Source organism: Nonomuraea composti, assembly GCF_012034275.1.
Taxonomy (GTDB): domain Bacteria; phylum Actinomycetota; class Actinomycetes; order Streptosporangiales; family Streptosporangiaceae; genus Nonomuraea; species Nonomuraea composti.
The window spans coordinates 272,592-299,180 of sequence record NZ_JAATEP010000003.1; the positions used below are offsets into that span (position 1 = coordinate 272,592).

The 26,589-nt window shown below is 73.6% G+C and carries 19 protein-coding genes; 9 read left to right on the plus strand and 10 right to left on the minus strand.

Translation table 11 applies throughout. The annotated features are described in order from the left end of the window. The first annotated feature begins 112 nt into the window (after positions 1-112). Genes HCN51_RS06620 through HCN51_RS06635 form a run of 3 tightly spaced genes read left to right on the plus strand, consistent with a single transcriptional unit; the run spans position 113 to position 5,790 of the window. Positions 113-1,312 (plus strand): hypothetical protein, encoded by a 1,200-nt coding sequence (locus HCN51_RS06620; RefSeq protein WP_168007812.1) that lies wholly within the window; start codon positions 113-115, stop codon positions 1,310-1,312. Next, positions 1,309-2,598: a hypothetical protein gene (locus HCN51_RS59120; RefSeq protein WP_240972510.1), complete on the plus strand. Its 1,290-nt coding sequence runs from the start codon at positions 1,309-1,311 to the stop codon at positions 2,596-2,598. The genes HCN51_RS06620 and HCN51_RS59120 overlap by 4 nt, the downstream gene beginning before the upstream one ends. Positions 2,599-2,622: 24 nt before the next feature. Then, entirely contained in the window at positions 2,623-5,790 is a 3,168-nt protein-coding gene (locus HCN51_RS06635) for a coiled-coil domain-containing protein (RefSeq protein ID WP_206066630.1), read from the plus strand. 228 nt (positions 5,791-6,018) lie between these two features. Here HCN51_RS06635 and HCN51_RS59125 read toward each other — a convergent pair whose 3' ends face one another. Then, the gene (locus HCN51_RS59125) at positions 6,019-7,515 is read right to left on the minus strand and encodes a citrate synthase (RefSeq protein ID WP_346433554.1); all 1,497 of its coding nucleotides are present in this window, start codon (positions 7,513-7,515) and stop codon (positions 6,019-6,021) included. Positions 7,516-7,588: 73 nt separating this feature from the next. Between HCN51_RS59125 and HCN51_RS06650 the strand changes: the two genes are divergently transcribed. Then, on the plus strand, positions 7,589-8,806 hold the full coding sequence (locus tag HCN51_RS06650; RefSeq protein WP_168007814.1) for a LeuA family protein: 1,218 nt from the start codon (positions 7,589-7,591) through the stop codon (positions 8,804-8,806). Positions 8,807-8,839: 33 nt separating this feature from the next. Here HCN51_RS06650 and HCN51_RS06655 read toward each other — a convergent pair whose 3' ends face one another. Continuing rightward, positions 8,840-10,219: an NAD(P)/FAD-dependent oxidoreductase gene (locus HCN51_RS06655; RefSeq protein ID WP_168007816.1), complete on the minus strand. Its 1,380-nt coding sequence runs from the start codon at positions 10,217-10,219 to the stop codon at positions 8,840-8,842. Between the two features lie 80 nt (positions 10,220-10,299). Continuing rightward, a complete protein-coding gene (locus HCN51_RS06660) occupies positions 10,300-11,589 on the minus strand; it encodes an MFS transporter (RefSeq protein ID WP_168007818.1) in 1,290 nt (429 codons plus the stop codon). A 107-nt stretch (positions 11,590-11,696) separates the two neighbouring features. Between HCN51_RS06660 and HCN51_RS06665 the strand changes: the two genes are divergently transcribed. Then, a complete protein-coding gene (locus HCN51_RS06665) occupies positions 11,697-12,329 on the plus strand; it encodes an HAD family hydrolase (protein WP_168007820.1) in 633 nt (210 codons plus the stop codon). 24 nt (positions 12,330-12,353) lie between these two features. Here the strand turns inward: HCN51_RS06665 and HCN51_RS06670 are convergent, their stop codons facing one another. The 3 genes from HCN51_RS06670 to HCN51_RS06680 are packed head-to-tail and all read right to left on the minus strand — an operon-like array spanning position 12,354 to position 18,060. Further along, entirely contained in the window at positions 12,354-13,238 is an 885-nt protein-coding gene (locus HCN51_RS06670) for an NAD-dependent epimerase/dehydratase family protein (RefSeq protein WP_168007822.1), read from the minus strand. A gap of 40 nt (positions 13,239-13,278) precedes the next feature. Beyond that, positions 13,279-16,950 (minus strand): AAA family ATPase, encoded by a 3,672-nt coding sequence (locus HCN51_RS61150; protein ID WP_168007824.1) that lies wholly within the window; start codon positions 16,948-16,950, stop codon positions 13,279-13,281. After that, positions 16,951-18,060, minus strand: a complete 1,110-nt coding sequence (locus tag HCN51_RS06680; protein ID WP_168007826.1) for an exonuclease SbcCD subunit D — start codon at positions 18,058-18,060, stop codon at positions 16,951-16,953. A 107-nt stretch (positions 18,061-18,167) separates the two neighbouring features. Between HCN51_RS06680 and HCN51_RS06685 the strand changes: the two genes are divergently transcribed. Next, positions 18,168-19,661, plus strand: a complete 1,494-nt coding sequence (locus HCN51_RS06685) for an alpha/beta hydrolase family protein (protein ID WP_168007828.1) — start codon at positions 18,168-18,170, stop codon at positions 19,659-19,661. Positions 19,662-19,667: 6 nt separating this feature from the next. Here the strand turns inward: HCN51_RS06685 and HCN51_RS06690 are convergent, their stop codons facing one another. Both HCN51_RS06690 and HCN51_RS06695 read right to left on the minus strand, forming a co-directional pair. Continuing rightward, positions 19,668-20,585, minus strand: coding sequence for an alpha/beta hydrolase (locus HCN51_RS06690; protein WP_168007830.1), 918 nt, complete (start codon positions 20,583-20,585; stop codon positions 19,668-19,670). A gap of 1 nt (position 20,586) precedes the next feature. Beyond that, positions 20,587-21,459 carry an enoyl-CoA hydratase-related protein gene (locus tag HCN51_RS06695; protein WP_168007832.1) on the minus strand — a complete coding sequence of 291 codons (873 nt, stop codon included), beginning with the start codon at positions 21,457-21,459 and terminating at the stop codon, positions 20,587-20,589. A gap of 171 nt (positions 21,460-21,630) precedes the next feature. Here HCN51_RS06695 and HCN51_RS06700 point away from each other — a divergent pair, with 171 nt between their 5' ends. From HCN51_RS06700 to HCN51_RS06710, 3 genes are all read left to right on the plus strand, one after another. Continuing rightward, positions 21,631-23,085, plus strand: coding sequence for an LCP family protein (locus HCN51_RS06700; RefSeq protein WP_230465954.1), 1,455 nt, complete (start codon positions 21,631-21,633; stop codon positions 23,083-23,085). Between the two features lie 37 nt (positions 23,086-23,122). Further along, positions 23,123-23,761, plus strand: coding sequence for an ankyrin repeat domain-containing protein (locus HCN51_RS06705; RefSeq protein ID WP_168007834.1), 639 nt, complete (start codon positions 23,123-23,125; stop codon positions 23,759-23,761). Positions 23,762-23,952: 191 nt separating this feature from the next. Continuing rightward, complete coding sequence (locus HCN51_RS06710) at positions 23,953-24,159, plus strand: hypothetical protein (protein ID WP_168007836.1); 207 nt, start codon at positions 23,953-23,955, stop codon at positions 24,157-24,159. A 6-nt stretch (positions 24,160-24,165) separates the two neighbouring features. Here HCN51_RS06710 and HCN51_RS06715 read toward each other — a convergent pair whose 3' ends face one another. Both HCN51_RS06715 and HCN51_RS06720 read right to left on the minus strand, forming a co-directional pair. Next, complete coding sequence (locus HCN51_RS06715; RefSeq protein WP_168007838.1) at positions 24,166-25,170, minus strand: enolase C-terminal domain-like protein; 1,005 nt, start codon at positions 25,168-25,170, stop codon at positions 24,166-24,168. 9 nt (positions 25,171-25,179) lie between these two features. Then, positions 25,180-26,562 carry an MFS transporter gene (locus HCN51_RS06720; protein ID WP_206066632.1) on the minus strand — a complete coding sequence of 461 codons (1,383 nt, stop codon included), beginning with the start codon at positions 26,560-26,562 and terminating at the stop codon, positions 25,180-25,182. Positions 26,563-26,589 lie beyond the last annotated feature (27 nt).

The window sequence follows — 26,589 nt, forward strand, 5'->3', positions numbered from 1 at the left end:
GGCATCACCCTAGCGCCCAGGCGTCCCTTACGTGTATGTACCGGCTGGTAGCCATGGGAGCGCCGGGGCGACAGTGCCAAGAGTGTCGGTGCGAAGCCGTACCTTAGAGCCCGTGTCCGAACAGCCCCTGACCCTCGACTCCGTCCTCACCGACGAGGCGGTCCTGTCCACCTACCGCCGCATGTTCGCCGCGCTGGCCCGCGACAGCGGGGCCGTGGTCGACGATCCGGCCCTGGTCGACATCGTCGAGACACTGTTCGCCGCGTTCGCCGAGGCGGGCGAGGAGTGGCTGACGCACGAGCAGATGCGCTTCGCCTGCCGCGCCTACCCCACCGACCAGTTCGACAACCGGCTGCGCGTGCTCAAGGGGCTCGGCGCCATCCGCGAGGTGTTCCCCAAGCCCAACCAGCTGCGCTACCGCGCCTCGTTCACCAGCGTGGTGGGGCTGATGTTCATCAGGCGGATGATGGACGACGGCGGCCAGTCCGAGATGCACCGGCTCCTCGCGCTCGAAGACCTCAACGTCGCCGACCCGCGCACCACCATGGAGGAGGCCCGGCAGAGCGCGCTCAACCTGGCGCGGGCGTTCCGGCTGTGGGCGCTGGAGCTGATCACGCTCACCACCGGCACCATCGAGGAGCTGCGCGAGCAGGCGCCCAAGCTGTGGGGCACCGAGGAGATCGCGCGGCGGGCGCAGAGCCTGCACGGCACGATCCTGACCCGCTGGCCCGAGCTCGACCGGGTCTGCACCGACCTGCGGGCCGCCATCTACGCCTACAGCGACGCCTCGCGCCGCGCCGCCGGCCGGCTGGCCGACTCCGCCGGCACCACCCGCAACCTCACGCTGCTGCCCACCGAGACGTGGCGGACGTTCGCGCAGACCGCCTCCCGAGAGCGGCTGGCGGCCGTGCTCGACGGGTTCGTCTTCGACGCGCCCGCGCCCTGGCACGATCCGGCCGCCGTCGCCCGCGCCGTCGACGAGGCGCCCCGGCCCGCCCCCGCCCAGCCCACTCCCCCACGCTCCACGCTGCCCGACCCCGGCCCCGAGTCCTCGCTCGACTCCTCGCCCAGCGCCGCCCTCGAACGGCTCACCCAGATGGCCGAGTCGCTGCTCGGCGACGCCTCCCGGGTGGCGCTGGCCGACGTGCTGGGCTCCGACTGGGTGGCGGCGCGGCGGGTGCTGGCCGACCTGACCACCGTCGACCTGCGGCCCGAGCTGCCCTACCGGCTCGTTTGGTCCGACGGGCTGAGCGTCGATCCCGACCGCGAGCCCGCCTGGCTCTCCCACGGCTACCTGGAGCGCGCCTCATGACCGCCCGCCAATCCGCTGTCGCCCACGCGCTCGTGCGCGCGTACGGGCCCGCGCGGCTCGGCGCCGGGGTGCCCGCGCCGCCCGGCATGGCGCGGCTGACCCGGCCCGACTCCACCGGCGAGGCCCTGCCGGTGTGGCCCGACGGGGCGACACCGTCGCTCCTGGAGGAGCACCAGGTGGCGCCCGTGCCCGTGGAGCGGTCCGGCGAGACCCGCCGCGTCCTGGCCGCGGTGCTCAAGTGCTGCTGGACCGACCTGTCCGTGGATCCCTGGCCGGGCGATCCGGCGCCGGTGGAGCTGGTGCTCGACACCTACCGGGAGCTGATCGGGCGCACCGACGACCTCATGCGCAACTGGGCGCGGGGGGCGCTGCGGCGGCTGCACGACTCGGCCTGGATCGTGCTCGACGACGGCGTGGTGCTGCTCGGGCCGCGGTGCGCGTTGTGGCCGGTCGAGGCGCACGCGCAGCTCCAGGAGCTGGTGCGGCGGCTGCCCGAGCCCGAACGCGCGGAGCTGACGGTGGTGGGCGACGCCGACATCGTCGCGGCGGCCCGGTCGGGCACCTCCGATCCACCGCCGGATGACGTGGTCGAGATCGTCCCCGAGAGCGCCGGAGGGGGCGGGCGGGTCGAGGGCGGGGTGGCCGAGTTCGACGACCTGCTGGGCGGCTACGACGAGCGGCGGCGGGCCGAGCTGGTGGCCGCGTTCATGGTGGTCGAGCACGCCGCCGAGCCGGTGCCGGAGGTGCGCTTCGCCGCCCTGCGCGACCCGGCGCTGCGGCACACGCTGGGCGAGATGCTGGCCAGGCGCGGCCGCACGCTGATCCAGCACCGCGACCGCTGGACCTCCGGCTACGACGACGGCGTCGCCGCCGCGATCGGCGCGCTCGGCGCCGGCGACCTGCCCGAGACGGCGCGCGGGCCGCTGGGGGTCAGCGAGCGGGCGGTGCTGACGCTGGTGCTGGTGCACTCCGTGGCCATCCCGCGCGCCGAGGGGCTACTGCCGGAGGATTCGTGGCTGTCGCCGCACCCCACGCCGGTCGAGGAGCTGCGCCGGCACACCCAGCTCCCGATCGGCGAGCTGGAGTCGGCGCTGCGGTCGTTGCGGCACGCGGGGCTGCTCGGCCAGGTGAAGGCGGGCGAGGAGGCGGGCGGCTACGTGCCGGGGCCGCAGTTCCACCGGCTCACCCCGGCGGCGCGGCGGCGGTTGCAGGAGGAGCTGATCCTGGCGGCCGGGCCCAACACCCCGCTCGCGGCGGCCGTACTCGCCCGAAGATCGGCCAGATGAGGGCCATGTCAGCGTTCGTCACGGATGGAAGGGTTACGGGGGTTCGAGGTGTCGCAGGTGGAGAACGTCGTCGGAGACCGGGTGCTGATCGCCATGCAGGCGGTCAACATCTCACGGCTGTCCACCCATCCCGTGCCCACCGTCCCCGGCACGCTCATCGTCGTGGCGGGCGCCGGGCCGAAAGACTCCAACGGGGCGGGCAAGTCGTCGTTCATCGCCTCGATCACCGCGCTGCTCGGTGACGAGCAGTGGCGCTTCGCCTCGGGTGCCAAGGCCGTGTCGGAGCTGCTGTTCAACGCGGAGCTGGCCAGCGGCGCCGGGTCCCGGCAGTGGGCGAGCGCCGACCACGGCTACATCGTGGGCGTCTTCGGGCCGCCCGGCATGAACGGCTTCGATTCGCCCACGCACGACACCGCTTCCAGCGGCGAGCAGGGCGGCTCCGAGGCGACGAGCGCCGATGGGGAGCTCGTGCTCGCCGAGGACGGCGGAGAGCTGTTCGAGGTGCCCGACACCTCGGGCGGGGCGCTGACCGTGTGGCTGAAGGTCAACCAGGAGGCGCCGCACCTGGAGATCCGCTGGCGGGAGGGCGTGCACCTGGCGGCGTCCCCGTCGGAGGCCGAGCGGGTGGCGCGGGCCGACGAGATCTGGGCGTCGCTGCCGAAGTCCGCCGGCAAGCGCGACGTCGTGGCCCGCGACCTGACGAAGGTGCTCTACGGCGACAAGGTCAGGTGCGTGTCGTTCCTGTCCACGTCCGTGCGCAGCAAGGTCGCCACCAACCTGCTCTCCCAGCCGCTCAACGAGATCTCCCCCGAGCGCGTCTTCGAGGCCATCGCCGCGCTGACCGGCCTCGACGCCGAGCTGGAGCAGGAGCGCGAGGCCCGCCGCGACGAGCACGCCAAGCGGGTGCGCGCGGCGCAGGCGGCCGACCGGCTGGCCGAGTTCGAGGCCGAGTCGAAGGCGCTGCTGACCACGTTCGACCGGAGAGACCAGGCGCGCATCCGGCTGGCCGACGCGCTGCGGTGCTGGCGCGGGCGGCAGGCCCGCAAGCTCGCCGACGCCGCCGCCAAGGACGAGGCGCTGGCCGCCGACCTCCAGCGCCACCGCGCCGCCGGCGAGGCGGCGGCCGAGGCGATCGCCATGGTGAAGGCGGAGATCGCCACCCTGCGGGAAGACACCCTCGACCGGCAGGTCTCCCAGGCCCGCAAGGAGCTGTCGGCGCTGCAGGCGCGCGCGGCCAAGCTCGACGCCGACCGCGCCGTGGCGGAGAACTCCGCCGACGAGCTGCGCGGGCAGATCCCCGCGCTGGAGGAGAGCCGGCGCTTCGCCGACGGCCGCGACGTGCCCACGGCCGAGCAGGAGCTGCGCGAGGTGCGGCTGCGCCTCAACGAGGCGCTCAAGGCGCTGGGCGTGGCCGACCAGGAGGTGGCCTCCGCGCAGGCCGCGCTCGACGACGCCGAGGGCGGCCCCGCCGCCGCCCAGCTCAACGCGCTCGCGGCCACCGGCATCCCGGCCACGGGCCTGCTCGACGCCCTCGACGTGGCCGAACAGGCCCGCGACGCCGCCCACACCCCACCGCTCGCACCCGGGCCCGACGACGAGCGGGCGCTGGGCGAGGCGCTCAAGGCCCGCTACGGCAAGGCGGGTCAGGGGCGGGGGCTCGCGCTGGGTGAGCTGCGCGGCTGGCCGAACGAGCACGCCGTGATCGTCGACGCCGACCGGCTCGGCGAGGCCGCCGCCGCCCTGGCCGACCTGCCCGGGTCCGTGCTGGTCAGCGCGGCCGGGGTGAGCGTCGTCGGGGCGTTCGACGGGGTCGCGACCGGGCGGGAGGCCCGCATCAAGGCCGCCGAGCAGCGGCTCAACCGCGCCAAGGACGCCCAGGAGAGCGCGGCGCAGGCCGTACACGAGGGGGAGGAAGCGGTCGCGCAGGCGCAGCGGCGGCTGGAGGGCGCCAGGGCCGGAGTGCGGCTCGCCGAGGTGGAGGCCCGCCTGGGCGAGCGGCGGGCCAGGCTGGCCGAGCTGGTCGCCGCCGTCGAGGAGCTCGCGCCGCAGGTCGCCGAGGCCGAGCGGCAGGCGGGCGCGCTCGACTTCCGCGCCCGCACCCGAGACATGGAGATCGAACGGCTGGAGGGCCGCCGGCACCGGCACGAGGCGGAGCGCGCGCAGGCCCGCGAGCAGGAGGCGCGGGTCGCGACGGAACGGGAGGCGCTCAGGATCGACGCGCTGGCCGCCGACTGGGGCGGCACGGTCGAGACCGCCCGCGAGTGGCTCGACGCCCTGCCCGAGGAAGAGCGGCCCCGGGCGGCCGAGGAGTGGTGGCGGGTCGCCGAACGCCACCTCGACCAGGCGTTGCGCGACACGTTCCCGTCGGAGGACGAGACGGAGATCCCGGAGGAGCTGCGGTTCCTGCTCAGCGAGCGGGAAGGCAGCACGGCCCGCGAGCAGGCCACGTTCGCGGCGGTGTGCGGAGCGCTGGCGTCCTACCTGCGGGGGCAGGAGGAGTACGAGCGGCACCAGCGGCGCCAGATCGAGGCGCAGCTCGTCTCCCGCCAGCGGGACCTGTCGGCGGCGGCCAGGGGCGCCGAGGAGGCCGCCCAGTCCACGGCCGTGCACCGGGCGGCGCTGACGGCCGCGATCAAGGCGCGGCTGACGCGGGTGGCCGAGGAGTTCGACAAGCTCGACACCTCCTACGGCGGCTACGGGGCGACCCTCGAGTTCCCCGTGCCGCCCGCGCCCGCCGACCCCGAGCAGCGCTGGCAGTGGCGGGTCACGCCGAAGTGGCGGCGCGGCGAGGGCCAGGGGTTCGTGCCGTACAACCGGCGGGCCAACACGGCGCTCATGGACGAGAAGGCCGTCAAGCTGGTGTGCGCGGCGGCCATCGCGTCGTCCGGCGGCGGCCACCTGTGCCTCGTGCTCGACGAGCTCGGCCGCAACCTCGGCAAGGAGCACCGCCGGGAGGCGGTGGCGCTGTTCAGGAGGATCGGGGAGACGTACGGGATCACGGTGATCGGGGCGCTGCAGGACGACATGGAGCCGTACGCGATCGACGCCTGCGGGCAGTACATCAAGCTGCGGCGGTCGTCCGACGCGATGCCGTACAACGAGCCGCCGGTGATCGTGGGGCACGATCAGCATGCCGAGCGGGTGCGGGCACTGGCGGCGTACGTGGACCGGGGCACGCCCGCCCTCACGTGACCGCAGACCGGCCACGGCATGTCGTCGGAGGATCGGTGAGGTGGCGTGCCGCCCGGGCCCATGCGGCCCGGCCCCTCGCTCCCCGGTCCGTTGCCTGGCGGGCGCGAGCGTGGCGGGCGCGAGCCTGGCGGGCGCGGGGCTGCGGACGCGAGCCTGGCCGGACGTGAGCGTGGCGGGCGCGAGGCCGGCCGGACGCGAGCGTGGCGGGCGGGCGGTGGGGGTGCGTGGTCACGTGATGGGCGGGCCGGTGTAGGAGGCGCGGAGGCGGAGGAGGGAGCCGCGTTCGTACTCCTCCATGGCGTGGGCCAGCCAGCCCGCCGCCCTCGCCACCGCGAAGACGGCCTCGCCGGCGCCCGGCACCATGCCGCTGATGGCGGACAGGAGCGCCAGGTTGAAGTCGATGTTGCGGTCGGGGAGGCGGCGGCGCCGCATCTCGGCCAGCACCGCCTCGGCCGCCGCGATCCGGGGATGGTCCGGCGCGGCCCGCTTGACCAGGTCGAGCAGGGCGGCGCCACGGCCGTCGCCGTTCTTGTAGACGCTGTGGCCGAAGCCGGGGATGCGCTCGCCGCGACGTACCCGCTCGGCGATGACGCGGGCGGCGTCGCGCGGCTCGGCGACCTCGCCCAGCAGGCGTTCCGCGCCGTACGAGGCGCCGCCGTGCAGCGGGCCGCCCAGCACGCCGAGGCCCGTCAGGACCACCGCGTACGGGTCCGCCTTCGCGGAGGCGGCGACCCTGGCGGCCAGCGTCGAGGCGGCCAGCTCGTGGTCGGCGAGCAGCACCAGCGCCGCCTCCATGGCCGTGAGCAGGGCCGGGGTGGCGGGGCGCGGGCACAGGCGGGACCACAGCCGCTCGGCGATGGAATCGCCCTGGGGGTCGGACAGCGGGGGCAGCGCGTCCACCATGCCGGCGATCAGGCGGCGGCCGGTGGCGGCTACCGAGGCGGGGTCGAGCTGGTAGCGGAGGGTGTCGGACGCGCCGAGCACCGTGGTGATCACCTGGAGGCGGTCGAGGGGCAGCAGGTCGTCCGGCAGGCCGCGCTGCGCGGTGACGGCGGCCCGCACCGCCTCCTCAGGCTCATACCGCCACACCGCACCGGCCGCGGCATCGCCCTCACGGTGCCGTGTCGGGCCGGGTCTGCGGTGCGCATGCGTGTCGGCGTCGCCGTTCCGCTCTGCGGGGGGAGGCGGGCCGGACGTGCCGCGCCGCCCCTCGTGCGCCCTCGCGCCGGGCTCGCCACGCGTCGCCGTGCCCGGCTCGCCGTTCCGGGCTTCGGGCAGGGGCGCGGCCGGTCCGGCGCGCCGTCGTTCGCGTGGTCCTGCGGCACGCACGCCGGCCCCGGTGCCGACGCCAGCGCCGACGTCAGTGCCGGTGCCGGTGCCGGTGCCGGTGTGCGCGGGGTGCCGGACGCTCGGGTCGCCGGTCCAGAGCCATTCGGCGACCGTTTCGAACGGGGTCGTTCCGGCGAGGGTCAGGACGTCGATGCCGCGGTAGTACGGCCGGTCGACGCCCAGTGCCGTCACGGCTGACTCGATGACCAGCTCCGGCGGCTGGCTGCGGGGCCGGCCGCGGCGGGCGAGGTGTTCGATCTCCTCGGCCGAGAAGAGGCTGCGCCGCCCGTCCTCGCCGTGCCGTCGCCGCAGCACTCCCCGGCTCACGTACGCGTACAGCGTGGCGGGCTTGATGCCCAGCCGCCGCGCGGCCGTGGCCGCGTCGATCCACTCCACAGCCGCCCACCCCTCTCATGGTTGATGAAAATCAATATTGATCCACGTTGAGCGGGCGTGTCAACGTGAGGGCATGCCAAAAGTTCACTTCCTCGACGTCACCAACCGGGACGGCGTGCAGACCGCGCGCACCGGCCTGTCGAAGTTCGGCAAGACCATGGTCAACTTCTATCTGGCCAAGCTCGGGGTGGCGCAGTCCGAGATCGGCTTCCCGTTCCTCTTCCACGAGGTCCCCTACGTGCGTGCGCAGGTGGCGCTGGCGGAGGCGGGCGCGTTCGGGGAGCTGCGGCTGTCCGGGTGGTGCCGGGGCGTGCCGCAGGACGTGGAGAAGGCGGCGCCGCTCGGGCTGCGGCACTACAACCTGTCCATCTCGACGTCCGACTACATGATCCAGAACAAGTTCCGCGGCCGGCTCGACCGGGACGCGATCATCAGGGAGATGACGGCGGCCGTCCGCGTGGCCAAGGACGCGGGCGCGCTGACCGTCGGGGTGAACGCCGAGGACGGCTCACGGACGGACGACGGGTTCCTGCTGGAGTTCGCGCTGGCGGCCAAGCAGGCGGGCGCCGACCGCGTACGGTACTGCGACACCATCGGCGGCGACACGCCCGACCGGATCCGGGAGCGCTTCGCCAAGCTGGCCGCCGCCACCGCGATGCCGGTCGAGACGCACTGCCACAACGACCTGGGCATGGCCGTGGCCAATTCGGTGTCGGGCGCGCTCGGCGACCTCGACGCCGGGCAGGACGCCTGGATCAACACCTGCGTGAACGGCGTCGGCGAGCGCTCGGGCAACGCCGACCTGCTCTCCACGATCCTGGCCTTCCGTCACGGGTTCGGGCTGGAGGCGGCGCAGATCGGGGACGCGCTCGACCTGGAGTGGGCTCGCCGGTTCGGCCTGTGGGCGAGCTACGCGCTGGGGCAGCCGCTGCCGTACAACCAGGTGGGGGTGGGGCGCAACGCTTTCGCGCACGAGTCGGGCATCCACGCCGACGGCGCACTGAAGGATCACGGCAATTACGAGCTGTACGACGAGGCGACGCTGGGGCCGTTCCCCGACGACTGGCACGCGCGGCCGGGCCGGGTGGTGCTGACCGGCGAGTACGGCGGCAAGGCCGGGTTCCGGCACGTCATGGACGGGCTCGGGGTGGAGGTGGCCGATGAGGAGGGGTCGTTCCGGCTGGTGCAGCTGTGCAACGCGATGACGGGCAGGCCGCTCACGGACGACGAGTTGCGCCTGATCGCGGCCTACCCGCGCGAGTTGTCGCTGATGTTCCCTGGTTACGAGTGACGCTCACGCGTGTTGTCGGACGGTGAGCGACACTCATGCGGCGGGCGCCTGACGAGCGGCCTCCGCCGGACCGGCCTCCCCGGCCGCGACGACGTGGCGCAGGCCCTCGTCCGGCTGCCCCGCTGTGAAAGCGTGCCGGAAGTCCTCGTCCGCGTGCTCGATCGCCTCAAGCTGCACCGTCTCGCGCCGGAACAGCCCCGCCAGCAGCCAGTCGGCGAGCACGGCGGCCTTGTGCCGGGCGGTCGGCACCCAGCCGAGGTGGTACGCCCGGTGCGCGAGCCATCCGAGCACCCCGGTGAGCTTGAGCCGGTACACCTGGGCGACCCCCTGGTGGTGGCCTAGCCCGGCGACCGAGCCGAGGTAGGCGTGCCGGTACGGCTTGAGCCGCCGCCCCCGCACGTAGGCGACGAGGTTGCGCCCGAGCAGCTTGCCCTGCCGTACGGCGTGCTGGGCGTTGGGCCCGGTGAACTCGCCGGGGCGGGTCAGGTCGGGCACGGCGGCGCCGTCGCCGGCGGTGAAGGCGTCCTCGACGCCGGCCACCGTCAGGTATTCGGTGGCGAGGAGCCGCCCGGTGCGGTCCACGGGCAGCCCGCTGGCGGCGGCGAGGGGGCTGGGCCGGCCGCCCGCCGCCCAGACGACGGTGCCGGCGTCGATCTCGGTGCCGTCCGAGAGCACGGCGACGCCGCCGGCCAGGGAGGTGAGCCGGGTGCCGAGCCGGACGTCCACGTCGCGCTCGCGCAGGGCGTCGACGGTCCAGCGGCCGAGGTCGGCGTGCAGCTCGGGCAGGATGTGGTCGGTGGCCTCGACGAGGGTCCAGCTCAGGTCGGAGCGCCGGATGCCGGCGTGGTAGCGCACGGCCTCGTCGGCGAGCCCCTGCATCTCGGCCAGCGCCTCGACGCCCGAGAACCCGCCGCCGACCACGACGAACGTCAGCGCCCTGCGCCGGATGCGCTCGTCGTCGGTGGAGTCGGCGGCGGCGAGCTGGGCCAGCACCCGGTTGCGCAGGTGGACGGCCTCGCCGATGCTCTTGAAGCCGATCGCGTGCTCGGCCAGCCCGGGGATGGGCAGCGCGCGGGTGATCGAGCCGGCCGCCATGACGAGGATGTCGTACCGAAGGGTCCTGGCGGGGCCCTGGACGGGCTGGAACTCGGCGCTGCGCGCCTGGTGGTCCACCCGCGTGACGCGCCCGGTCAGCACCCGCATGCCCTTGAGCACCTGCCCGAGCGGGGCGGCCACGTGGCGCGGCTCGATCGAGCCGCCGACGGCCTCGGCGAGGAACGGCATGTAGGTCATGTAGCCGCGCGGGTCGACGACGGTGACGGTCGCTTCCCCGGTACGGACGAGCTTGCGCAGCCCCATGGCCGTGTACATGCCGACATATCCGCCACCGACGATCAGGATGTGCTTCGTCATTTGTCCCGTCTCCTCATGAGTGGTTCTCACTTCATGGACGGGCCAGCGCCGCCGTTCGTGACATGTCCGGCAAGGAGTTTTCAGAGCGCCCGGTCGCCGGTCTCCGGGAGGGCGAGCAGGCAGAGCAGGCTCAGCAGCGCCATGGCGGAGACGTACCCGCCGATGGCCATGACGCCCAGCCCGCCGGCCTGCATGCCGGTGGCGACCAGCGGCGGCACCGCGCCACCGAGCACGCCGCCGAGGCTGTAGGCGACGGACGCGCCGCTGTAGCGGTACTCGGTCCTGAACAGCTCCGGCAGGTAGGCCCCCATCGGCCCGAAGATGAGGCCCATCAGCGCGAGCGCCCCGGCCAGCGCCAGCCCGACCAGGAAGATCGAGCGGGTTTCCATCAGCGGGAACATCACCAGCCCCCACGCGACCGCCACGGCCGTGCCCCAGATGAGCGTGCGGCGCCGGCCCAGCCGGTCGGCCACCATGGCCGAGGCCACCGTGCCCGCCGCCATGAACACGACGCCGACCATGGTCAGCGCGAGCATCGTGGTGCGCGGGATCTCGAGGGTGTCGGTGCCGTAGGCCAGGCAGTAGGTGGTGGCGGTGTAGAAGAGCGTGTAGGCGACGGTCATGGCGCCGGCGCCGAGCAGCACGCGCCGCCACTGGTGCCGCATCAGCCCGGCGAACGGCACCTTGGCGATCCTGCGCTCCTCCATGGCCGCCTGGAAGACGGGCGTCTCGGAGATCTTCAGCCGGACGTACAGGCCGACGATGACCAGCAGCAGGCTCGCCACGAACGGCAGCCGCCAGCCCCAGCTCTCGAACTGCCCGTCGCTCAGCGCCGCGCCGAGTATCAGGAACAGCCCGTTGGCCACGATGAACCCGGCCGACGGGCCGAGCTGCGGGAACATCGCGTACAGGCCGCGCTTGCCCGGCGGGGCGTGCTCGGTGGCCAGCAGCGCCGCGCCGCCCCACTCGCCGCCGAGGCCGATGCCCTGCGTGAAGCGCAGCAGCACCAGCAGGACGGGCGCGAGCACGCCCATCGTGGCGTAGCCGGGCAGCAGGCCGATCAGGACCGTGGACAGCCCCATCACCAGCAGCGAGACGACGAGCATGGACTTGCGGCCGACCCGGTCGCCCCAGTGCCCGAACACGGCCGAGCCGAGCGGCCGCGAGATGAACGCCACGGCGAACGTCGAGAACGAGGCCAGCGTGCCCGCCACCGAGTCCATCTTGGGGAAGAACGCGGTGTTCAGCACCAGGGCCGCGGCGGTGCCGTAAATGTAGAAATCGTAGAATTCGATCGCGGTGCCGATGAGGCTGGCCGCCGCGATCCGCGACCGGCTCGGGGGCGCCGCGGTCTGGGGGGATGTCGTCATGGATGTCTCACTATGCGGACTAGCGTCTTGTGAAGCGATACACAGACGCTACCACCTGCGCAATGTCACGTTGCGCCGGGTAGAAAACGGGGAGAAAGGGCCACGGTTTGGCTGTCGATCTGGTGATCTTCGACTGTGACGGGGTGCTCGTGGACAGCGAGCCGATCTCCGTACGCGTCGGCACCGCCGCGCTGCGGCGCATCGGCTGGGACATCGACGAGACCGAGTACGCCGAGCGGTTCGTCGGCTGCACCAACGAGTACTGGGCCGAGCAGATCGGCCAGACCCCGCCCGGCTGGCGCGAGCAGGTCAACGCCGACTACGCCGCCGCCGTCGCCGCCGAGCTGTGCACGGTCGAAGGCATCGAGGCCGCGCTCGACCGGCTGGACATCCCGTTCTGCGTGGCCTCCAACGGCCGGCACCGCACCATCCGCCGCAGCCTGGAGCTGACCGGGCTGGCCGACCGGTTCGCCGGGCGGGTGTTCAGCGCCGAGGACGTCGCCGCCGGCAAGCCGGAGCCCGACCTGTTCCTGCACGCCGCCGCCACGATGGGCGCCGAGCCCGAGCGCTGCGTCGTGGTGGAGGACAGCCCGTTCGGGGTGACGGCGGCGATCCGGGCCGGCATGCGCTGCCTGGCCTTCGCCGGCGGCCTCACGCCCGCCGCCCGCCTGTCCGGCCTCGGGGCCACGCTCTTCCACGACCCCGCCAAGCTGCCCGACCTGATCGGCGCCCTCGACTGAGTCATGCGGCGCGCGCTCTGAGGCTCACGCGGAGCGGGTGCGGCCGTTCTCGTCCAGGTAGTCGCGCCACGACCGCTTCGGCGTCCAGCCCAGCAGGCGGTGCGCCTTCGCGCACGACAGGCCCGACGCGTCGGTACGGGCCAGCGGCCGCAGCTCGATCCGGTCGCCGAAGTACCGGCGCAGCATGGCGGCGAAGTCGTGCCCGCCCGCGTTGTCCGGGGCGGCGATGTAGAACACCTCGTGCCCCGGCAGGTCCGACTCCGTGGCCAGCACGATGGCGTCCGCCAGGTCGTACACGTCGGTGTAGCTCCACAACCCCGGCCCGGCCTGCGTGCTGTCACGCACCTGCGGCCCGATGTTGCGCTCGTAGTTGCCCTCGTGCTGCACCCAGCTCGGGCGCAGCGAGATGCACCGGATGTCCGAGCGACGCACCGCCGCGTCCATGAGCTGCTCGCCGAAGTGCTTGGACAGCGCGTACGGGTCTTGTGGCCGGACCGGGTGCTCCTCGTCCACCGGCGCGTAGTCGGGCAGGAACGGCCGCTCGGCGAAGAAGTAGCCGGGGACGGTCTCGCTGGAGATGTTCACGAACCGCGAGACGCCGAACCGCACCGCCGCCTCGATCATGTTGAACGTCGCCATCAGGTTGTTCTGGAACACCACGTGCGGCGCGTTCGCCGTCGGGTCGGGGATGGCCGCCGCGTGCACCACCGCGTCCGCCTCCCGCGCCACGGCGAACGCCTGGCCGGCGTCCGTCAGGTCCGCCTGCACGTAACGCGGCTCGCCCGGCTCGTGCCGCTCCCAGACCGGCCGCGTCAGATCGGTCGCGGTCACCTCGTGACCCGCCGCGACCAGGGCGTTGACGGCCGCCCTGCCGACCTTGCCGTGGGCTCCGGTGACGACAACACGCATCAATGACTCCTTCAGGGGGTGGGGTTCAGGGTAGCGCCAGTCACACTCCCACCGCTCTGAGCGTGGAGCCCGTACGCGTCTTCGTCACCTTCAGCTGCGCCGTGATCCTGGAGCGCAGCTCCGCCACGTGGCTGACGATGCCCACCGCCCGGCCGCCGTCACGCAGCCCGTCGAGGATGTCGAGGACGCCGTCGAGCGTGTCCTCGTCGAGCGTCCCGAACCCCTCGTCCACGAACAACGTGCCCAGCTCCGCGCCGCCCGCCTCCGCCGTGACCACGTCGGCCAGGCCCAGCGCCAGCGCCAGCGAGGTGATGAAGCTCTCACCACCGGACAGCGTCGCCGGATCCCGGTCCACGCCCGTCCACCCGTCGGCCACCCGCAGGCCCAGCCCGCCGCCCGCCCGCGCCCGCGAACCCGCCGTCTTGCGCAGGTCGTGGCGCAGCAGGTAACGGCCGCCCGACATGTGGTCGAGCCGCTCGTTCGCCGCCGCCACCACCTGACGCAGCCGCTCCCCCAGCACGAACGACGACAGGCTCATGCTCCACTGGTTGTCGTTGGAGGTGCCGCTGGCCAGCGCCGCCATCCGCTCCGCCAGCCGGTGCCGCTCCGCCGCCGGACGCCAGCGCTCGATGCGCTCCGCCAGCTCGCCGTACAGCTCCTCCAGCCGCCGCACCCGCGCCTCCGCCCGGTCGCGGGCGCTGGCCAGCCTCGTGTACGCCCGCTCCAGCTCGTCACGATCGGCCCCGATCGCCGCCAGGTCCGGCGCCGGCTCGGCCGCGGCCGCCACCAGCTCCGGGTCCGCCAGCACGCCGCTCACCGCCGCGTGCTCGTCGTCCAGCCGGCGCAGCAGCTCCGCCTTGCGCTCCCGCTCCGCCACGCTCCGGTACGCGGCCTCCGCCTCCCGCACGTCCCCGAACCCGGCCTCGGCCGCCGCCTCCTCGGCCGCCCGCCCGGCCCTGTCCAGCTCCTCCCGTGCCGCCACCGCCGCCTGCGTGGCCTCCAGCGCCTCGCGCAGCAGCTCCGCCTCGTCGTTCAGCCTCGACAGGCGGGCCGCCAGCGTGGCGTCGTCGCCGCGCGCCGCATCCAGCCGCGCGCTCAACCGGCCCGCGTCGCCGCTCAGCTCCTCATGCCTGGTACGCCCGGCCGCCAGCCGCGCCGTCACCTGACGGCCCCGCTCCTCCAGCTCCTGCCGCTCCCGCCGCAGCCCGTCCACCTGCCCGGCCAGCGTCCGCTCCCGCCCGGCCGACGCCTCCAGCCTGCGCAGCTCCCGCTCGACAACGGCCAGCATCCGCTCCCCGTCCACCTCGCCGGCTTCCGGGGTCACGGCCGCTTCCGGGGTCACGAGCGCGGCCCCCTCACCTGCTGCGGCGGCCATGAACACGTCCTCGCCGCTCGCCAGGGCTCCGGATGTGCTCGTCTGGGCGAGCTGGGTGGCGACGCGGGCGCGTTCGGACTCCAGGTGGCGGTGGTGGGCGCGGTGGGCGGCGAGGGCTTCGGCGAGCTCCCTCGCCTGGTCGCGGACCCGTTCGCGCTCCGCCTCCACCCGTTCGAGCGCGGCGGCCAGCGCGGGCTCGCGGTCGGCCACCGCCTGGAGGCGCGCCACCTCCTCCTCGGCCCGCTCCACCCGCTCCTCGGCCGCCGCCACGTCGAGCCCGCCGGTGGCCTCCACCGCGTCGGCGTGCCGGGACTCCAGCGACGCGAGCGCCCGCTCGGCCGCCTCACGCTCGGCCGAAGCCGCCTCGTGGGCGCTCTCGGCCTCACGCTCGTCGTCGGCCGAAGGAGCGCTCGGGGCCGGGGAGGCGGGTCGAGGGTGGTGCTCGGAGCCGCAGACGGCGCACGGCTGCCCGTCGGACAGGTCGCGCGCCAGCTCGGCCGCCATCCCGTCGAGCCGGGCCTGCCGCAGGTCGAGCCAGCGCTCCCGCGACGCCTGCGCCTGGTCCACGAGCACCTGGTGCGCGGCGACGGCCGCTTCCAGCTCCGCGGCCAGCGCCTCCCGCCGGTGGGCGGCCTCCAGGGCGGCCCTGGCGGCGTCGAGGCTCGCGGTCGCGGCGGGGATGGCCGCCGCCTGCGCGCGTACCTCGGCCAGAGCGGCACTCGCGTCGGCGAGCCGGCCGGGAAGCTCGGCGTCGGCGGCGGCCACCTCGGCCTCGCGCTGGGCCAGCGCGTCCAGCTCCGCCGCCAGCCCGGCCAGCTCCCTGTCGATCTCGATCAGGTGGACGGCGGCGTCGCGCACGGCCTGGACCGCGGGGATCCTGGCCGCGTCCACGCGCGCCTCGGCCAGGCCCGCCTCCGCCCGCTCGATGAGGCCGGGCAGCACGGCCAGCCGCGCCGCCACCTCCTCGTCGGCGCGGACGAGGTCGGCCAGCTCCTGCTCGACCCGCAGCAGGTCCCGCCGCACCACCGACAGCCTGGCCTCCTCGGTGAGCAGCTCGGACAGGCGCGCGATCTCGTCCTGCCGCCGCCTCTCCAGGGTGGCCAGCTCCGCCACGGACGGCTCCCACCCCCGATCCTGGCTCTGGTGTGGCGTACTCGTGGCGGAAGGCAGGAGGGGGCGGGCGCGGGCGAGGGCGTCGGCGGCCAGCGTGCGGGCCTTGGTGGCGGCCTCGGCCCGCTGCCGGGCCGCCGTGATGAGCGGGAGCACGCGGTCGGCCCTGGCGGCGTCGTCGAGGATCGCCTGGAGGTCGGCCCGCTCGTCGGCGCGCTCGTCGAGGGTGCGGCGCAGCGTGAGCGCCTCGGCGTGGCGGCGCTGGCGGTCGGCGAGCGCGGCGGCCCGCTCGAATCGCGTCCGCGCCGCCCGCAACTCGTGCCCGGCGGCCACGTGCTCCTCGTCGGCCCGCCGCACGACGGCCCGCGCGGCGTCCAGCAGCGCCCCCGCCCACCGCAACGGATCACTCTCGGGCGTCGGCACCTCCTCCTCCGCCTCGGCCACGTCCTGCGACACGGCGGGCAGGTCGAAGAGGGCCGGCGGCGCGGCCTCGGCCCCGGCCGGGGAAGCGTCCGACGCGGGCGCGGTGACGGTGGTCGTCAGCAGGAGGGGAAGGTCGTCGCCTGCTGCTTCCTCCACCCGCTGGACGGCGAAGTCGACCTCCTGCCGCAGCCCCTGCACCTCCCGCCAGGCCAGCTTGCGATGCTCGGCCAGCCAGGCCTCGGCGGCCGTGAAGATCTTGACGGTGAACAGCCGCTCCAGCAGCTTCGACCGCTCCTCCCCGTCGGCCCGCAGGAACCGCGCGAAATCCCCCTGGGGCAGCATCGCCACCTGGCAGAACTGGTCGGCGTTCATGCCGAGCAGCCCGCCCACGAGATCCCCGGCCTCGTCGAGCCGCGTGGTGAGCCCGTGCCAGTCGCCCGCCAGCCACTCCGACAGCACGACCTTGGACTTCTCCTCCGTCGTGCCGGAGCCGCGCAGCTTGGGGCGCAGCCAGGCGGGCGAGCGCTGGATGCGCAGTAAGCGGCCCCGGATGGTCACCTCCAGCGTGACCGACGGCCCGACGGTGGGCGGGGCGTGATCGCAGCGCAGGCTGCGGGCGCTGTTGCGCTGCCCGGGCACCTGGCCGTAGAGGGCGAAGCAGAGGGCGTCGAGGATGGTGGTCTTGCCCGCCCCGGTGGGACCGTGGACGAGGAAGAGCCCCGCCTGCGACAGGGCGTCGAAGTCGACCGTCTCGGTGCCGGGGAAGGACCCGAACGCCGTGAGCGTGAGCCGGTGCGGCCGCATCTACGCCATCGTCTCCTTCACCCTGGACGCCTCGATGGCCTGTCTTAGCAGGTCTTCCTCCTCGGGTGCGGCAGGCTCGCCGCGTACCTCACGGACGAAGTCGAGCGCGACCTCGGCCTCGGGGCGCCCGCTCAGCCGCACGGGGGCGGCGGCGGGCGCGGCGCCGACCGGGTCGAAGGAGAGGGCGAGGGTGTGCGGGAAGCGGGCGCGCAGCCGGTCCATGGCGGATTTGGGGCGGACGGCGTCGGTGAGGACGACCTGCAGCCAGTGGTCCTCGTAGGCGGCGTAGTCGGGGCGGGTCAGCAGCTCCTCCAGCTCGCCGCGCAGCCGGCCGACCGGGCGCGGCACCGGCGCGGGGACGAACTCGGCGCCCTCCCCCAGCGTCACCAGCCACGACCCTTTGAGGTGCCCCACCTCGGAGAAGGAGTAGGCCAGCGGCGAGCCCGAGTAACGCACGGTCTCCGACATGCGCTGCCGCCCGTGCAGGTGGCCGAGCGCCACGTAGTCGACCCCGTCGAACGCCTGCAGCGGCACGTGCGCCACGCCGCCCACGCTGATGTCGCGCTCGCTGTCGCTGGCCTGCCCGCCGGTCACGAAGCAGTGCGACAGCACCACCGAGGCCCGGTGGCGGGCGGCGTCGGCCCTGACGCGCGTCATCGCGTAGGAGATGGCCGCCGTGTGGCTGCGGTCGGGCAGCTCCCACGCGGCCCGCACCAGCTCGGGCTCCAGGTAGGGGATGCCGTAGAAGGCGACGTCGTCGACCAGCACGGGCTCCCACGACTGGTCGGGCGAGGTGCGCACGTGCACGCCCGCCGCCTCGAACAGCGCCGAGCCGAACCGCAGCCGCAGCGCCGAGTCGTGGTTTCCGCTGATCAGCACCACCCGCGCGCCGGCCGCGCGCAGGCGCCCGAGCGCCTCGTCGAGCAGGGCCACCGCGTCGACGGGCGGCAGCGCCCGGTCGTAGACGTCGCCGGCCACGGCCACCACGTCGACCCGCTCGGCCCGCACGGTCTCGACCAGGTGGTCGATGAACGCCGCCTGCCCGGCGAGCAGGCTCTCCCGGTGGAAGGAGCGGCCGAGGTGCCAGTCGGAGGTGTGCAGGATCCGCATGTCGCAGGAAGCTAACAGGTCTCACTGACAAATGAGGTACCTCCAGCCCCACTCAGCGGGAGTAGGCTGGAAGATCAGCGGGCAAACCAACGCACATGGGGAGGCCAATGCGCACTGGCCGTGGCACCTTGAGCGTCGCCGCCGGTCTGGTGCTGGTGGCTCTCGCTTCGGTCGGATACGTGCTTCCACCCGCGTTCGACCCGCCGCCGCTCAAGGCCGATCCAGCCTTCCAGTCGATCCCGGCGCAGCCGGCCGACGAGCTGAAGCCCGTGGTGGCCGCCGATCCGGTCCGCAGCGAGGAGATCTCCGTCCCGGCGGAGGCGCAGCGGCTGGAGGGCACCCTCCGGGTGCCGCTCACCCCTGGGCGGCATCCGGCGATGGTGTTCGTGTCGGGCTCGGGCAACGGCTCGCGCACCGAGTTCACGCCGCAGGCGGAGTTCCTGGCGAAGTCGGGGGTGGCGACGATCGCGTTCGACAAGCGCACGATCGGCTACGACTTCCGGCACCGCGACTTCGGGCTGCTCGCCGACGACGCGCTGCGCATGGTCGAGTACCTGCGCACCCGCCCGGAGGTCGATCCCGACCGGGTCGGCATCTGGGCCGTCTCCGAGGGCGGCTGGGTGGCGCCGATCGCGGCGGCCAAGAGCGCGTCGGTCGGGTTCATGGTGCTGGTGTCCTCGCCGAACGTCTCCCCGCTGCGCCAGGTCGCCTGGGCACTGAACGAGCAACTCCTGCGGCTGCGCGCCCCCATCGGCGCCCGCGACCTGCTGACCAGGGCGATGGGCGGGGTCGGCTTCGACTTCCTGCGCTACGACGCGATGCCCGCGTTAAGCCAGGTCAAGCAGCCGGTCCTGGCCTTCTACGGCACCACCGACCCCTCGATCCCCTTCGTCGAGTCCACCAAGGCGCTCATCACCGCGATGCACAAGGCGGGCAACGACGACTACACGATCCGCTTCATGGCAAATGGCGACCACGCCATGCGCGTCAAGGGCGGCCCCTTCACCAAGGGCTATCTCGAAACCCTGGCCAACTGGATCAAGGGCCTGCCCGGCACCGCCCGGCCCGCCGTGCACATGGCGGGCGCCACCCCCGTCCAGCGGTTCGAGGCCAGCGACGTGCCCGCCGCCCCCTGGTACGCCGGCGGCACGATGCTCGGCCTGACGATCTGCCTGGCCGCCGTCGGCTACGTGGCCGGCCCGGTCGCCGCCGTCGTCGTACGCCTGCGCCACCGCCACCAGACCCCCGTCGAGACCAACGCCCGGCTGTGGCCGCCGATCAGGCGCCGGCTCAGCCGGATGGCCTGGACCGGGCTCGGCCTGCTGGCCTCGGTGGTCGCGTTCATCACGCTGCTGGTGATGTTCTCGGTCAACCAGGCGGGTGCCTGGCCCGCCGTGCTGGCGGGCTGGCTGGTCGTGCGGCTGCTGGCGGTGCTCATGCTGATCCAGGAGGTCACGGCGGTGGCGGCGTACCTGTCGGCGCTGCGCGAGGGCCTGCAGCCGGGCCGCTGGCAGTACGTGGCGGTCGGGGGCGTGCTCGGCGGCACCGGCCTGCTGCTGGTGGCGGCGGCCTACTACGGCCTGTTCTCGTTCCCCTGGTGAGCCGGTCTATGACCGAGGCTCTATATAGGCACCCATCCAGCGGTCGAGCTCGGCGAAGACCTGCTTGCGTACGGGCTCGGCCGACAGCACCAGGTCGTGCACCCCGTCGGGGATCCGCACGCAGGTCACGTGCGGCCCGAGCGAGGTGGACCAGCGGGCGATGTGCCGGGGGTCGAGCACGATGTCGGCCGAGCGCGCTTCGGGCACGAAGTCGCGTACCCGCAGGCCGTTGGTGGAGGCCAGCACCAGCACGGGCACGTCCACCGACAGGCCCTTGTGCAGCCGCCGCTGCGCGCGCCTGATCGCGGCCAGCCACATGGCGTGCACCGAGAAGCCGCCCAGCGGCTTCAGCTCCAGGTCGTAGTCCCACTCGCCTTGCTCGCTGCGGTGCAGCGTCCGTCCGTAGACGGTGCTGGAGCCGAGCGGCAGCGGCCGGCGCGTGTACGACAGCGGCGTCTTCAGCAGGTCGGCGGCCAGCCGCAGCGGGGCGGGCACGTTGAGGTCGAAGAACGGGCTGTTGAGCACCAGCCCCTGCACGAGGCCCCGGCCGCGCACCCGGTCGGCCCACAGGGGCGCGATCAGGCCGCCCGTGGAGTGGGCGTTGATCGTCAGCTCGTCGTGGTCGCGGCGGATGATCCGCACCGCCTCGTCGATCTCGGGGAAGTAGTCGGTGACGCTCCTGATCAGGCCCCTGGTCTGGTGCGGCAGCAGCGAGCGGCCGTACTTGCGCAGGTCGAGCGCGTAGAAGTCGATGCCGCGCTGCACGTAGTGGTCGGCCAGGTGGTCCTGGAAGAAGTAGTCGGTGAAGCCGTGCAGGTAGAGCACCGCACGGCGCGAGTCGGTCTCGGCCCTCCTGGTCACCAGTGTCGCGACGACCTCGCCCTCGAAGTCGTCGGGCATGGGCAGCACGGTGGTCTCGTACATGCTAGACACCATAAGGATTGTCGGGCCACGACGGCAGACCGGGCGGCAGATCCCGGCTCACCCTCATCGGGAAGTCGGCCTGCCGCTTGTCCAGGAACGCCGTCACCCCCTCCGCCGCGTCGGCGGCGCCGCCGAGCTCGGCCATGAGGCGGGAGTCGGCGGCGTGCGCCTCCCACGGCGACGACGCCGACAGACCCGACCACATCAGCCTTCGGACGGCGGCCACGGAGACGGCCGAGGTGTTGTCGGCGATCTCCCTGGCCAGCGCGTACGCCGCCGGCAGCAGCTCCTCCTGCGGGTAGACGCGCGAGACCAGCCGCCCCTCCAGCGCCTCGGAGGCGGGGAAGACGCGCCCGGTCGCCGCCCACTCCATGGCCTGGGCGATGCCCACGATCCTGGGCAGGAACCAGCTCGACGCCGCCTCGGTGACGATGCCGCGCCGCGCGAACACGAACCCGAAGCGCGCCGTCTCCGACGCCAGCCGCACGTCCATGGGCAGCGTCATCGTGACGCCGACGCCGACGGCGGGGCCGTTGATGGCGCCGATGACGGGTTTGAGCGAGCGGGCGACCCTGAGGGCGACGGTGCCGCCGCCGTCGCGCGGCGCGCCGTCCACGGTCTCGCCTTCGCCCGGGCGCTCGCCCAGATGACCGAACGTGCCGCCGCCGCCGCTGAGATCGGCACCGGCGCAGAACGCCCGCCCGGCGCCCGTGACCACCACCGCGCGCACGTCGTCATCGGCGTCGGCGCGATCGAAAGCCTCGATCAACTCCCCGCGCATCGTAAAGGTGAACGCGTTGAGCCGCTCGGGACGCTTCAATGTGACGGTGGCGATGCGATCGGTCACCCCGTACTCGATCTCCGTGAAGGCCATGCCCCGAATGTTATTCGGTTACCGATGTTCACCTACCGATAAAGACATATTTCGTATCTGACGCATAGGCTGCCGCCTCTATGGGAGCCTGAGGCGACCGCGCCCCCTGCGGTTCACCGCAGGTTGCGGAGTTTGCGCCTATGGTGGAAGTCGCGGGGAAACGGGGAAGGCGTGCGGCAGGCTAAGGAACCACTGAGCGCCGGAGCGGTCCTCGGGTGGCTGGTGCTGGCGGCACTCGCACCCGGGTCCGCCCATTTGCGTGCCGGATGGCGCAGGACCGGCCTGGTCCTCCTGTCCTGCTACGCCGTCCTGCTGCTGGCCCTGCTCGCCTTCGTCCTCACCAACGACCTGGGCAACCTCATCGGCTCCGCCACACAAGACTCCACGCTCGCCGCCCTCATGTTCGGCGCGATCGCCCTCGGCCTGGCCTGGTTCGCGCTGATCGTGCACTCGTTCGTGGTGCTGCGGCCCGGCCGGCTCGCGCAGTCGCAGCAGATCCTCACCGGCACCCTCGCCGGGCTGCTCGCCGTCGTGGTCGTCGTCCCCTTCGGGTTCGCCGCCCAGACCGCCAGCACCTCGCGCCAGGCGCTCGACAACATCTTCCAGGCACCCGAGAACGAGGGCCAGCCCCCCGCTCCCGAGCCCAAGCCCGAAGACCCGTGGGCCGGCCGCGACCGCGTCAACATCCTGCTGCTCGGCGGCGACGCCGACGACAACCGCGTCGGCGTGCGCACCGACAGCATGAACCTGGCCAGCATCGACGTGAAGACCGGCAACACCGTCCTGTTCAGCCTGCCGCGCAACCTCGAAGACGTGCGCTTCCGCCCCGGCACCCCGATGGCCCGCCGCTTCCCCAACGGCTTCGACCTGCCGAAGGACCCGGGCGGCGGCGCCAGCGACCTGCTCAACAGCGTCTGGGAGTACGCCGACGCCCACCCCGAGCTCTTCGACGGCAAGAAGAACCAGGGCCCCAAGGTCCTCATGGACACGATCGGCTACACCCTCGGCCTCAAGGTCGACTGGTACGCCCTGGTCAACATGTGGGGCTTCGCCCGCCTCATCGACGCCATCGGCGGCGTCACCATCACCGTCGAGCAGGACGTCGTCTTCGGCAAGTACAACGAGGGCCTGGTCAAGGCCGGCACGCGCAAGCTCAAGGGCGCCGACGCCATGTGGTACGCCCGCTCGCGCACCTACAGCGACGACTACACCCGCATGCGCCGCCAGCGGTGCGTGCTCGGCGCCCTGCTCGACCAGGCGGACCCGGCGACGGTGCTGACCAGGTTCAACCAGGTCGCGCTGGCCACCAAGGAGCTGATCAGGACCGACATCCCGCGCACCTGGCTGCAGCACCTGGTGCCGCTCGCGCTGAAGGTCAAGGACGCGAAGGTGACGAGCGTGCAGTTCGTGCCGCCGCTGATCAACACCGGCTACCCCGACTGGGAGAAGATCCGCCAGATCGCGGCGAAGGCGATCGAGGACTCGACCCGTACGAAGGCGGCCGTGGCGGCCTCCGCCAGCCCGTCCTCGTCGATCTCCCCCTCGCCGAAGAAGTCCAAGAAGGCCGGTGACGACCCCACCAAGGGGCTCACCGAAGGGTGCGGCAGCTCGTCCGCCAAGGGCTGATCGCGCCTTTACGTTGTAGATCACAAATGGAGGGCTGATGACGGCGCCGGCGGCGCTCTACCAGGCCGCCGTGCAGGGGCATGGCGACATCGTCCGGACGTTGCTGGCGGCCGGCGCCGACCCCGACCAGGAGACCGAGGACGGCCTGCCGCTGTGCGCCGCCGCCTGCTGGGGGCATCTCGACGCGGTGAACGCGCTGCTCGACGCGGGCGCCGACCCCGACCGGCAGGAGAGCCCCGGCGCCATGACGGCCCTGCACTGGGCGGTCGCCAACGACCGCCTGGCCGTCGTGGAGGCCCTGCTCGCCCGGGGCGCCGACCCGGACCTGCGCGACTCCGCCGGCAACACCCCGCTCTCCCGCGCCGCCGAACGCGGCGCCACGGCCGTGGTGCGGGCCCTGCTCGACCACGGGGCGGCCCCGGACCCGCGCTCACTCGACCTGGCCCGGAGCCTGGCCGGCCAGGACATCGAGGCCGAGGTGCGGGCACGGGCCGGGCAGTACGCGCCGGAGGGCGCGCGGATCAGCGTGCGGCGCGAGCCGGCGGAAGGGGGCGGCGAGCTGGTCGTGGCCGAGGTGCACGACGCCGGGGGACGGCCGCGCTCGGAGACCCGCCTCGGCACCGGCCACGCCGAGATCGCCCGCCTCCTGGAGACGCGGCTGGGCACGGGGGCCTGAAGGAGCGGGGCCTGAACGAGCGGGGCCTGAACGAGCGGGGCCTGAAGCCAGCGGGGCCTGAAGCCAGCGGGGCCTGAACGAGCGGGGGCTGTAGGAGCGTAAAGAACGGGCCTGACCGCTGTGGCGTACCCGGCGGGACGGTCACGGGCCGTGGTCTGCTGGGCGGAAAGCCGTCACACAGGAGGTCCGACATGCGCCACCGCGTCCAGCTGCTGCTCGCCACCGCCGCCCTGGCCACCGCCCTCGCGCCGGTGGTCGCCATCGACCGCCCCACCCCGCCCGGGGTGATCCGTGGCACGCAGGCCGTACGGCACGCGCTCATGCAGGCGGGCCGGCACTTCTACCGCCTGTCGGACATCATCGGCGGCATCAACTGGCACCACCAGCTCACGCTCTGACGTCAGTCACGAACGAAACGACTCCTTGGCCAGCCGCCGCACGCGCGTCTCGTCGATGGCGTGCCCGAGCCCCGACTGGGTCAGCGGCACCGCGATGACCCCGGCGTTCGCGCCCACGATCGGGGTGACGATCTGGTTTTGACGGGGTGGCTGGGTGACGTCGCACGGGAGGGTGCAGCCCGGCAGGCTGGCCACCGCGACCGTGGCCGCCCTGGCCAGGCCGGCGCCCTGGCCGCCGGTGCACTGGATGTCCCAGCCCGCCGCGGCGGCCTTGTCGTGGGCGCGCCTGACCTCCGACAGCGACGCGAACGCGGAGGGCCGCAGCAGCAGCACGCGCGCCGCCCGCAGCGTCAGGTAGTCGTCGAGCTCGGCGGACGAGCCGGCCTCCACCGCCACGGAGGCGGCCACCTCGTCCTGGAGCGCGGCGTGGGCGTGGACGTCGGAGGTGGCGAAGGGCCGCTCGATGACCTCCAGGCCGTAGTGGTCGAGGGCGACGAGCTGGCCGAGGTCGGTGTAGGCGTTGCCGCAGTCGACGGCCAGGGTCAGCGCGGGGTACGCCTGGCGCACCGCGCGGACGGGCTCGACGTCCCAGCCGGGCCGCACGTCGAGCGTGACGTGCCCGTAGCCGGCGCAGACCTGCTGGTTGACCCGGGAGACGAGGCTCTCGACGGACGGGTCGGGCGCCAGCCGGACCGTGGCCATGAGCGAGGTGCGGGTGCCGCCGATCGCCTCGGCGAGGGGCACCCCGCGCATCCTGGTCCACAGGTCCCAGCAGGCCATGTCGACCGCGGCGTCGCCGCCGGCGACGGTGTCGGGGTGCTCCCAGTCCACTCCGACGAGCAGCGCCGACAGCGACTCCTCCAGCTTCGACCAGGTCTTCGCCTCGGGGGCGGTGGCCTCGCCCCAGCCCGTCATGCCACCGTGGTCGGTGAGCTTCACGAGCAGGGTCTCCGTCTTCCTGCCGTACGGCAGGACCAGCCGGAAGACCTCGAGCTCCCGCACTCGCGGCATGTACCCCCCTTATGACGCGGTTCTCTCCATAGTGCCCGCTGCCGGGGAGTGCACGAAACGCGGGGCCAGCACGGCGCCCAGAACGGCGAGCGCGACGGTGAAGGCGAGACCGACGGCGTAGTTCTGGGCGGCGGCGGTGAACAGGGCGCCGCTGACCGCGACGGCGACCACGGTGAACACCGACTCGCCGACGCCCACGGCCGCCGAGTTGGCGCCTTCCTCGCCCTCCTTCGACATCTCCAGCACCAGCACCGACACGGTCGGGTGCAGCACGCCGATGCCGAGCCCGACGGCGGCCATGCCCACGTGCGCGAGCACGAGCGGCACCGGGTCGATCAGGACGAGCGTCACCAGCGTGATGCCGGCCGCGATCAGCACGGCGCCGCCGCGCAGCGCCGCCATGTTGCCGATCATGCCGCGGCCCTTGATCCAGGAGCCGGTGGACCAGCCGAGGGCGCCGATGGTGAGCACGATGCCGGCCGCGGTGACGCTCAGGCCGCGCTCGTACTTGAGCATGAGGGGGATGAGCACCTCGGCCGCCGTGTACGAGCCGAAGGCCAGCCCGCGCAGGAGGGGGCCGGTCGGCAGGCCGCGGGCGGCCCGCATCGAGCCGGGCAGCAGCAGCTTGGGCAGCGACACGGCCAGCAGGACGATGCCGGCGGCGAGCAGGGGCAGGCCGGCGAGCTTGAGCGCGCTGCCGTACTGGATGAGGGCGGCGGCGACGGCGGTCAGCGTGGCGTAGACGAGCTTGCGGCCGAGGCCCGGAGCCGGCTCGGCGACGCCGTCCTGGACGGCCCGGCCCGCGGTGCCGCGCCACAGCAGCAGCGCCGACGGGATGACGACCACCGTCACGCCGAGGAAGATCCACCGCCAGTCGAAGCTCTCCGCCACGAACCCGGCGATCGCCGGCCCGATCATGGACGGCACCACCCAGGCGGCCGAGAACGCGGCGAACACCCGGGGATGCATCGACGGCGGGTACGCCCTGGCGACCAGCACGTACAAGGCCACCTGCGTCAACCCGGTGCCGAGGCCCTGCACGAACCGTCCGGCGACGAACACCTCCATGGTCGGCGCGAGCCCGGCCAGCAGCAGCCCCGCCACGAACGTCGCCACCCCGGCGCCGATGGGCTGGAGCGGCCCCCGCACGTCGCTCCACCTGCCGCCCAGCACCGTCGCGATCACGCTGGCCGCCAGGGTGGCGCTGAAGGCCAGGTTGTACAGGGACATGCCGTCGAGCTCGCGGGCCACGACGGGCATGGCCGTGGCCACCGCCATGGCCTCGAACGCCTGCAGCGTGACCAGCGCCACCAGCCCGATGCTCAGCGCGCGGTACTGCGGCGAGATCACGCTCGCCGGGGTCTCCACGGGTCCTTCAACAGTCGTTGTCATACCCGGCAAACTATGGCGAAGACCCAG